The organism is Thermogutta sp., assembly GCF_014359955.1.
Classification (GTDB): Bacteria; Planctomycetota; Planctomycetia; order Pirellulales; family Thermoguttaceae; genus Thermogutta.
This window is the reverse complement of record NZ_JACIYL010000148.1, coordinates 1-7,453: the sequence shown is the minus strand read 5'-3', so window position 1 is coordinate 7,453 and position 7,453 is coordinate 1. Positions and strand designations below refer to the sequence as shown.

5 protein-coding genes, 1 tRNA gene and 1 pseudogene are annotated in these 7,453 nt (G+C 57.9%); 5 read left to right on the top strand and 2 right to left on the bottom strand.

The features are described 5' to 3' along the window. Positions 1 to 396: hypothetical protein (locus H5U08_RS06595; RefSeq protein WP_297031455.1), on the bottom strand; the 396-nt coding region annotated here is incomplete at its 3' end. A gap of 360 nt (positions 397 to 756) precedes the next feature. On the opposite strand from H5U08_RS06595, the gene H5U08_RS06590 reads away from it, so the two are divergent. The 3 genes and pseudogenes from H5U08_RS06590 to H5U08_RS06580 all read left to right on the top strand — a co-directional run. Continuing rightward, on the top strand, positions 757 to 1,818 hold the full coding sequence (locus tag H5U08_RS06590) for a DUF1559 domain-containing protein (protein WP_297031454.1): 1,062 nt from the start codon (positions 757 to 759) through the stop codon (positions 1,816 to 1,818). Positions 1,819 to 1,907: 89 nt separating this feature from the next. Next, positions 1,908 to 2,372, top strand: a complete 465-nt coding sequence (locus H5U08_RS06585; RefSeq protein WP_297031453.1) for a carboxypeptidase-like regulatory domain-containing protein — start codon at positions 1,908 to 1,910, stop codon at positions 2,370 to 2,372. 884 nt (positions 2,373 to 3,256) lie between these two features. Further along, positions 3,257 to 3,517 (top strand): annotated as a pseudogene (locus tag H5U08_RS06580) (hypothetical protein); the annotation flags it as partial. A 421-nt stretch (positions 3,518 to 3,938) separates the two neighbouring features. On the opposite strand, the gene H5U08_RS06575 reads toward H5U08_RS06580, so the two are convergent. Beyond that, on the bottom strand, positions 3,939 to 5,414 hold the full coding sequence (locus H5U08_RS06575; RefSeq protein WP_297031451.1) for a protein kinase: 1,476 nt from the start codon (positions 5,412 to 5,414) through the stop codon (positions 3,939 to 3,941). A gap of 577 nt (positions 5,415 to 5,991) precedes the next feature. Between H5U08_RS06575 and H5U08_RS06570 the strand changes: the two genes are divergently transcribed. Both H5U08_RS06570 and tig read left to right on the top strand, forming a co-directional pair. Beyond that, a tRNA-Gly gene (locus tag H5U08_RS06570) sits at positions 5,992 to 6,064 on the top strand. A 168-nt stretch (positions 6,065 to 6,232) separates the two neighbouring features. Continuing rightward, positions 6,233 to 7,453, top strand: a 1,221-nt coding sequence (gene tig, locus H5U08_RS06565) for a trigger factor (protein ID WP_297031449.1), incomplete at its 3' end; no start/stop codon positions are given.

Sequence of the window (7,453 nt, the reverse complement as noted above, 5' to 3'; positions counted from 1 at the left end):
CCAAATCCGTTTTTGGCCCGCAAGAGTAGGGATGTTGTCCAGATGAATGACGATCTGTCCATTACGCGGCGCGCTACCTCCTCGATTGTCGATGCCCACCAGACCGGTGAGCGGTAGCCCGCTCACCGAACTGTACCACTGGAACGCCCCCCCAAATGTGACGAAGTCGCTTGCCGAGAGCCAGGGATCCGCCGTGCCCTCGTAATGCGCCCCAGGAATACCCGTTCCTGGTGCACCGACGGGCGAAACGTCGAACGTGAGATCCACGTTTCGTTGATACGGGAAGCCGCTGGACCAGGGTTGATGATCTTCAGGGGCCCATTCAAACGGACTCGCCCACACGAGCCCTGATGATACGAGCACCGCCGCAGCCGCGCCCAGGATTGACCACCGCATGATGCGACTCCTCTCGAGATGCACATCCCATCAGGCACAATGCGCAAAACCGGCGCAATCCCTCCAGCCTGAAGGGTCACCTTATTTATACTTGCGTTTCTGCGGAAGTCAAGAAACTCAGCGACCGAGCAGATACAACTCTCTAGTGGTATCGCCCTCCCCGATGGGAGAAGCGTCCTTCCCTTAATGTCATGCCGCTGAGAGTGAATGGCGTTGAGGCCAACCCTGCAAATTTGTTGCGGGCTAAGAAGAGCGTGAACAGAATAAACTATGAACTTGCACAGCAAGACGATTTTGCTAAATTAATCAATCTGGGCTCGCATTGTGTCAAGTCATTTTGTCGTAATTGGAGGACCAGTCATGAGAAAGGTGAGATCCGCATTCACGCTCGTGGAACTCTTGGTTGTCATTGCCATCATTGGAATCTTAATCGCCCTGCTCTTGCCCGCTGTGCAGGCGGCGAGAGAGGCAGCCCGCAGAAGTCAGTGCACCAATAACATGAAGCAGGTTGCACTGGGCATTCATAACTATCACGATACCTATAAAGTATTCCCCGCTCTTGGTGTTCGCACTTGTCGTGGTCGTTACTATGCTTGGTCGATGATGATCCTCCCGTACATCGAAGAAAAACCCCTCTACGACGCCATTATGTCACAAGCCAAATCGCCGGCTATGCTGCCTGAACCTTGGACCACAGACCCCAATCACCCGACCTGGGGCCCCTTTGTACGCGATTGGTGGCGCAAGGACATCCCAGCTTACACATGCCCTTCAGACCAACCGATCCCGAACCGTGCGGAGAGCCCCGCAAGGTTGAACTACAAGGCATGTGTGGGGGACGATTACCACCAAAATCATTTCCGACCCGATCAGAACTACCGCCAGAACCGAGGCATCTTTCAATGTGAACGGTGGATCGGAACCGAGTACGTCACTGATGGCACATCCAACACGGTGATGCTGGGGGAGATGGTGGCGGGCGGCTATCCCGATGATGTTCTTGGTGGCGTCGCGCTGCTCATGCAATCCTGGAATCCCGCGGCTTGCTTGGCTCGGATTGATCCTACCAACCCCAAAAAGATCACGCCGCCAGTTCGTGCGGACTTTCGGCCCACCGGTGGTCGGGCATGGGACGGTCGGCCTTACTTCTGCGGTTTCGCCACCATGGTGGCCCCCAATGGACCAAGCTGCCACTGGGGAAGCGTCGATGGAAACGAACACATGGGAACGGCCTCCAGTTACCACCCCGGTGGTGTGAACGTCGCGATGGCAGATGGCGCCGTCCGGTTTATCAGCCAGACGATTGACGTGGGCAATCAGGCCATCGACGACGTCCCCGACCCTGGCAATCGGCCGTCGCCCTGGGGTGTTTGGGGAGCTCTGGGCAGTTGCGGCGGTGGCGAAAGCGTCGCCGTACCGTAATGGTCACGCTCACCGCGATAGAACCTGCCTCTCGTTTGAGTATTGGCCATAGGGGATAGGAAGTTTTCTCAAATCTTGGGAGGGTGATTGTGATGTCGCGTCTGGGATGGACTACGGCGTGCGCCTTCGTCCTACTACTACTTGTGGCAGGGTGTGGTTCCAAGGGGCCCCGCCTGGCTCCGGTTAAGGGTAAAGTGACCCTGGACGGCCAACCGCTCGCCAATGCGATTGTGACGTTCACACCGGTTGCGGGCGGTCCCGCGTCAACCGGCGTCACCAACTCCAACGGCGAGTATGAGCTGGCCTGTCAACTGGGCCGGGGAGCTGTGGTGGGGCAACATAAGATTTCCGTACGCTCGCAACCTCCGACGCAAACGGCGGCTGGCGCGGTATCTTCGGACGACCCATCATACCAGTACGGTGGGGAGGATAGCAGCCGTGCGCCCGTGTTCCAGGAAAAAATCCCTGCCAAATACAACACGAACACGACGCTTGTCCGGGAAGTCAAACCCGGCTCCAACGAAATCAATCTGGATCTGACCACTGCTCCGTGAGTTAAAAGCCCGACCACTCACGTTCGCAGCAATCAAGCGCAGGGCGGTAATCACTGGGATTGCCGCCCTGCTTTGTTGGCTGCCATTCGCTCGCCCTCGGTAAAGGCTGTCCTACGTGGTCCTGAAGCAGTGTACCTGCCGGGCGAATTTTTCCCGACTCGCGATCCCGGCCATTCCCGTTGCGCCGGTTATGAAGACTTTTCAGATCCGGAAGAGTTTTTCGGGCATCGGCGACCGAAAAAGTTGTCGTCAGGCTTTTCCTGTCCCGCATACTCAACGTCCGTGTGTTATATTTCCCTGACGGAAAACTTTACCAAACCCCCTAACCGGCAGCGACCGTGAAAAGCGGCACCTCGCGGCGACTGCCTTTCAACTCCCCCGTTTTTGGCCAAGGGCACGCGTCCCGGCCACACAACTCCGATTCGGCCAACCGGTTCTGGCCTCGCGCCAACTGAACTGCCGCTTTCGGACGGGTTCATGGCCGCTGAAGGACAAACCACCCGTGGTGCCGCTATGGCGTTGGGAATTTGCTCAGCTTTCGTTGTCAGCCGTCCTGCCACAACTTGATTCCTTCAAGGCGGAGAATCGAAGTTAAGGAGGTCGCAGCAGTGGTCAAGACGAAACAGTCGAAGGATTCGAAATCACGAAAAGCAGTTGGCAAAAAGACGCAGGCTGTCAAACGGAGTACATCCGACAAAACACATCCGAGTTCCGAATCCGCCTCTCACTCCCAAAAACGAAAACCATCTCACAGCCGCAGGGAACCAGACGCTCCGCCCCAAGAACCAGCGCCCGCGGTCAGTTCAGCCACAAAAAGCCAGGAGGTGCCGGCACAGTCCGAAACAACCTTGGATCAAACCCCGAGCGATCCGATGGTCGTGACGATTGATCGGCGTCGATTGCCCGATCGCCGCAGCGGGACGGACCGCCGTCAGCAAAACATCCCCGTTCCTGTGGAGCGCCGGCAACTGGAACGCCGTGCCAAGGTTCCCCGCAGGCGACAGATCGACCCCACCACCTGCGAGCGAGATTACACCCCGGAAGAAATCGAATTCATGCGGGCCCTCGACGAATACAAGCGGGCCAGCGGGAGGATGTTTCCCACGTGCAGCGAAATCCTCGAGGTGCTCAAAAAGCTGGGGTACGAAAAGCGCCCGCAGCCACCAGCCCAACCCAGCACTTCCGAGGGCGCCCTCGAGGCCAACGAGCCGTCCTCACCGGCAGGCGACGATTCCCCATTGTCTCCCGTTGCCTCTTCCGTCAATGACACTGGCGGTGGGATTGTGACCAGTGATCCGCAGGCGGCCAAATGTTCCCCATCGCCAGAAGAGCGACCCGCCGAAACTCAGACCATCGCCGAAGGCACGACGTCGCCTGCACCAACTCAGAATCAACCGACGTGACCCCAAACTGCCCAACAATCCACCTCTTTCCCGGCACACTGCCGGGCTTTTTTCTTGCAACAATATTGCGTCGAACCACGGTGCCCCAATATATCAAAACTCTGCCCAAACACGGCTCAGCGCCCTGCCGGGCTATTGGACTCCGGTGCCCTGAACCGAGCGATCATCCCTCCTTGGCCAGATCGCGCTGTCTGTCCACCAACTCCGAGACGGCGGTCCGGAGTTGCTTCATCGTGATGGGGAGCGAAACGACGCGGCGGTGGTCGGCGCGATTTGTAATAGCTAGCATGTCGCGCTGGGGCTCATCAAGAAGCAAGATGGCGGGGATGAGGTGGGTCCGGGGATCATCTCCAATCTGATTGAACGCGGTTACGGCCGGTTCCCCCAACTCCGTCGCATTGATGATAACGCAATCGATCTCCTCGTTTTCATCTTTAATTCGTTCGAGAGCTCGTTGCGGATTGGAGATGATGAGGACCCTATATCCCAGCTTTTTCAGACCTTCCCGGAGGATGTTCTGCATTTCCACGTTTGGCTCCACCACGAGAACCGTGGCGAGCGTCTTCTCATTGTTCGGTTTCTTGGCCGTCACGAGGTCCACATCGGTATCGCCCTGGGCCAGTCGTTTGGCCGCCAGTTTGAGATCGAACAGCATATCCCCCGGGGTTTGATAGCGCGCTGAAGCATCCAGCGACATGGCCTTGTTGATGATCCCTGCCACGATCTTGGGAATGGTGGGGTCGCGTTCCTGAATGGGCACCACCTCGAAGAATCGTGATCGGCTGAGCCGTTTCATCCGGTCCTTCGTTTCGGAAAGAGGTGGGTCGCCCGTCAACATGTGGTAGTACATGCAGCCGGCAAAATAGATGTCGCTGCGGGGATCATTGCGCGGCACACCGGTCGCTTTTTCAAGGGCCGCGTAATCAATGGCTCGGGCATTGGCGGGCACTTCCGGCAAAGTAGCTTCGAGATATTCGTCAACGGCCGCCAGACCAAAATCCACCAGCTTGGCCGTCCCGTCGCTACTGATGAGCACGTTGCTCAGTTTGAGGTCCCGATGCGTGGTCCCCTGCCGGAAGGCATAATCCAGCCCCGACATGATGTCCACCATAATTCGGGTGGCCACAATGGGATCAAGCTTCTTGCGGACTTTCACGAACTCCCGGAGATTCTGCCCTTCGACGAATTCCATCACCAGGAAATGCGTGTGGTCGTACGAGCAGACGTCATAGACGGGGACGATATTGGGATGCTTAAGCGCCATCCCCAGGCGTCCCTCGCGGATAAATTGCTGATAACACTGGGGGTTATCGCTGTACCGTCGGCGGAGCACCTTGAGCGCCACGACGTTCGTCTTGTCATCTTTGTGCACGGCGCGAAACACGCGAGCGAAGGACCCCGCTCCAACCAGATAGAGGACCTTGTACGGCCCATAGAAGAAGCCTTCGCGCTCCCCGTTGAGGAGCTTATCCACCTGATAGTTGGTGAGATATTCCCGTCGGACCAGGAACTGGATGAACTCGTCGAGACTGACGCTTTTTCGCCCGAGCTCCGACCAGATCTGGCGCAGTTCCCAGTCTGTAATCAGCCCCACGTCGTGTGCCCGCTCGGCCAATATCTCGGCAGTTAGTTCCGGCATACCTCTTCCTCTGTTCCCAAGTGCGGCGACAGAATGTTGCCTATGTGGATCGAGCCGCCCCGCAATGGTACAGGCATACCCCCTTTCGGTGGCCCCACTTCAGACGGCCTCGCTCGATGCCTCCAAGCATCTATGTTAGCTTTGATCCTTTGAAGTGGCAACAAATTGGGCGAAGAGTGGACGTCATTGACTGCCGGGGCGGCCTGCAAGTCTAGGCCGGCCGTCGCTCAGCGACAGGGCCCCTAACCTGACCCATTCTTGGAAGGATCTATCGCAACCTCGCGGCATAATCTGTGGTAGGGGCAATTCACGAATTGCCCCCATGTCGATACGCGAATTGAACTTAGCAGATAGGGCCCGGTGCGTGAGTTCGGTTGCCCAGGTCGCAATATGGACCTGACAGGCAGGTCACGGCCTGCTGCTTCCCGCTCCCCGGGGGAAAGCCTCGGGTGGTCCGGGCCCCTTCCCGGCGGCGGAGCCAAGGTGGCGATGGCTCAGGCAGGGACCCTCTTGCAATGCCCTGGCTGGCCCCTATAATGCCAATTGAAGAGGTGAACCAAACACCGGAATCAAGAATGCGGGTGTAGCTCAGGTGGTAGAGCACGACGTTGCCAACGTCGTTGTCGTGGGTTCGAGTCCCATCACCCGCTCTTTTTTATTAGGTGAAGGCTGAGTGCCCCCACAGAAAGCGGCGCAGGCAGCGGTTTGTATCGGCTGCAAGCGAGTCAAATGTCTGAGATACCCTCTGGCGGCTGGATCGGGCACTCTGATCTGTGTGCATCTGCACCCATAACATTTCCTCTGAAACGGATTCAGGCATGGTTGCTTCCGACATCCCCGAACATGATGCCTTAAGTGCGAATCCGCCTCAAACGGATGCCGCGGGTGAGAATCCGCAGGAGTCTCTCGGGACGGCGGTCCAGGAAGAGGCGAAGCCGAAGCTCAAGTTTGAGTACGACGTGGAATCGGCCGGGGCATGTAAACGCCGGATCATCGTGACCATTCCCCGGGAAGAGGTCGATCGCTACTTCGCGGAAGAGCTGGACAAAATTCGCGACGAGGCGACCGTTCCCGGTTTTCGTCCCGGTCGCGCGCCGCGCCGGCTTTTGGAAAAACGTTTCCGCAGTGAACTCGAGGAGCCGGTCAAATCCCGGCTGATGCTCGATTCCTTTTGGTCGCTGATCGAAGAGGCGAAACTCGCCCCGATCGGTGATCCCGACCTGGACCCCGACGACGTCGAACTGCCTGACGAAGGCGATTTTGCGTTCGAATTTACCGTCGAAGTCCGGCCCGAATTTGAGCTGCCCCGGTGGCGTGGTCTCAAGCTCCAGCGCAAGGTGTTCGAGCTCACACCCGGATACGTTGACCGCGCGATGCAGCAGCTCGTGCAAAAGTTCACCGACCTTACCGAGGTGGACGGACCAGCCGAGATGGGCGACTACATCGAATGCGAAATCACACTGCGGCACGAGGGACGAGTCCTCAACACCGCGGATGACGAACGCATTCAAATTCGCCCCACGCTCACGTTCCTCGACGGGATCATTCGCGACTTCGGCGAAAAAATGGTCGGTGTTCGCCACGGTGAATCCCGGTTTTGCGATGTGGAAGTCTCGGAGAGCTGCGCCGATCCCAATCTCGCCGGAAAGACCGTCCAGGCGCACTTCAAGGTTCACAGAGTACTTCGGCCGCAAACCGCGCAGAGCATCGAAGACATCGCCCGCGTTGCCGGGTACGATTCTGTCGACTCGTTCCGCAAATCTTTTGAAGACCAGCTCCGTGCACGGATGGAATTGCGGGTCTATGAAGATCTGCGGAAGCAAATCCTGGATCAACTCCTCGATGTGGTTCCGTTCGATCTGCCGGAAGACCTGGTTCGCAAACAGACCGAGCGGGAAATTCGGCGTCGGGCTGTGGAGTTGACCCGGTCGGGATACACGGCCGAGGAAATCCGCCGCGAGCTGAACCACATCGCTCGGGAAGCTCGGGAGGTCGTGGTGCGGCTGTTGCGGGAACACTTCCTCCTCGAACGGCTGGCT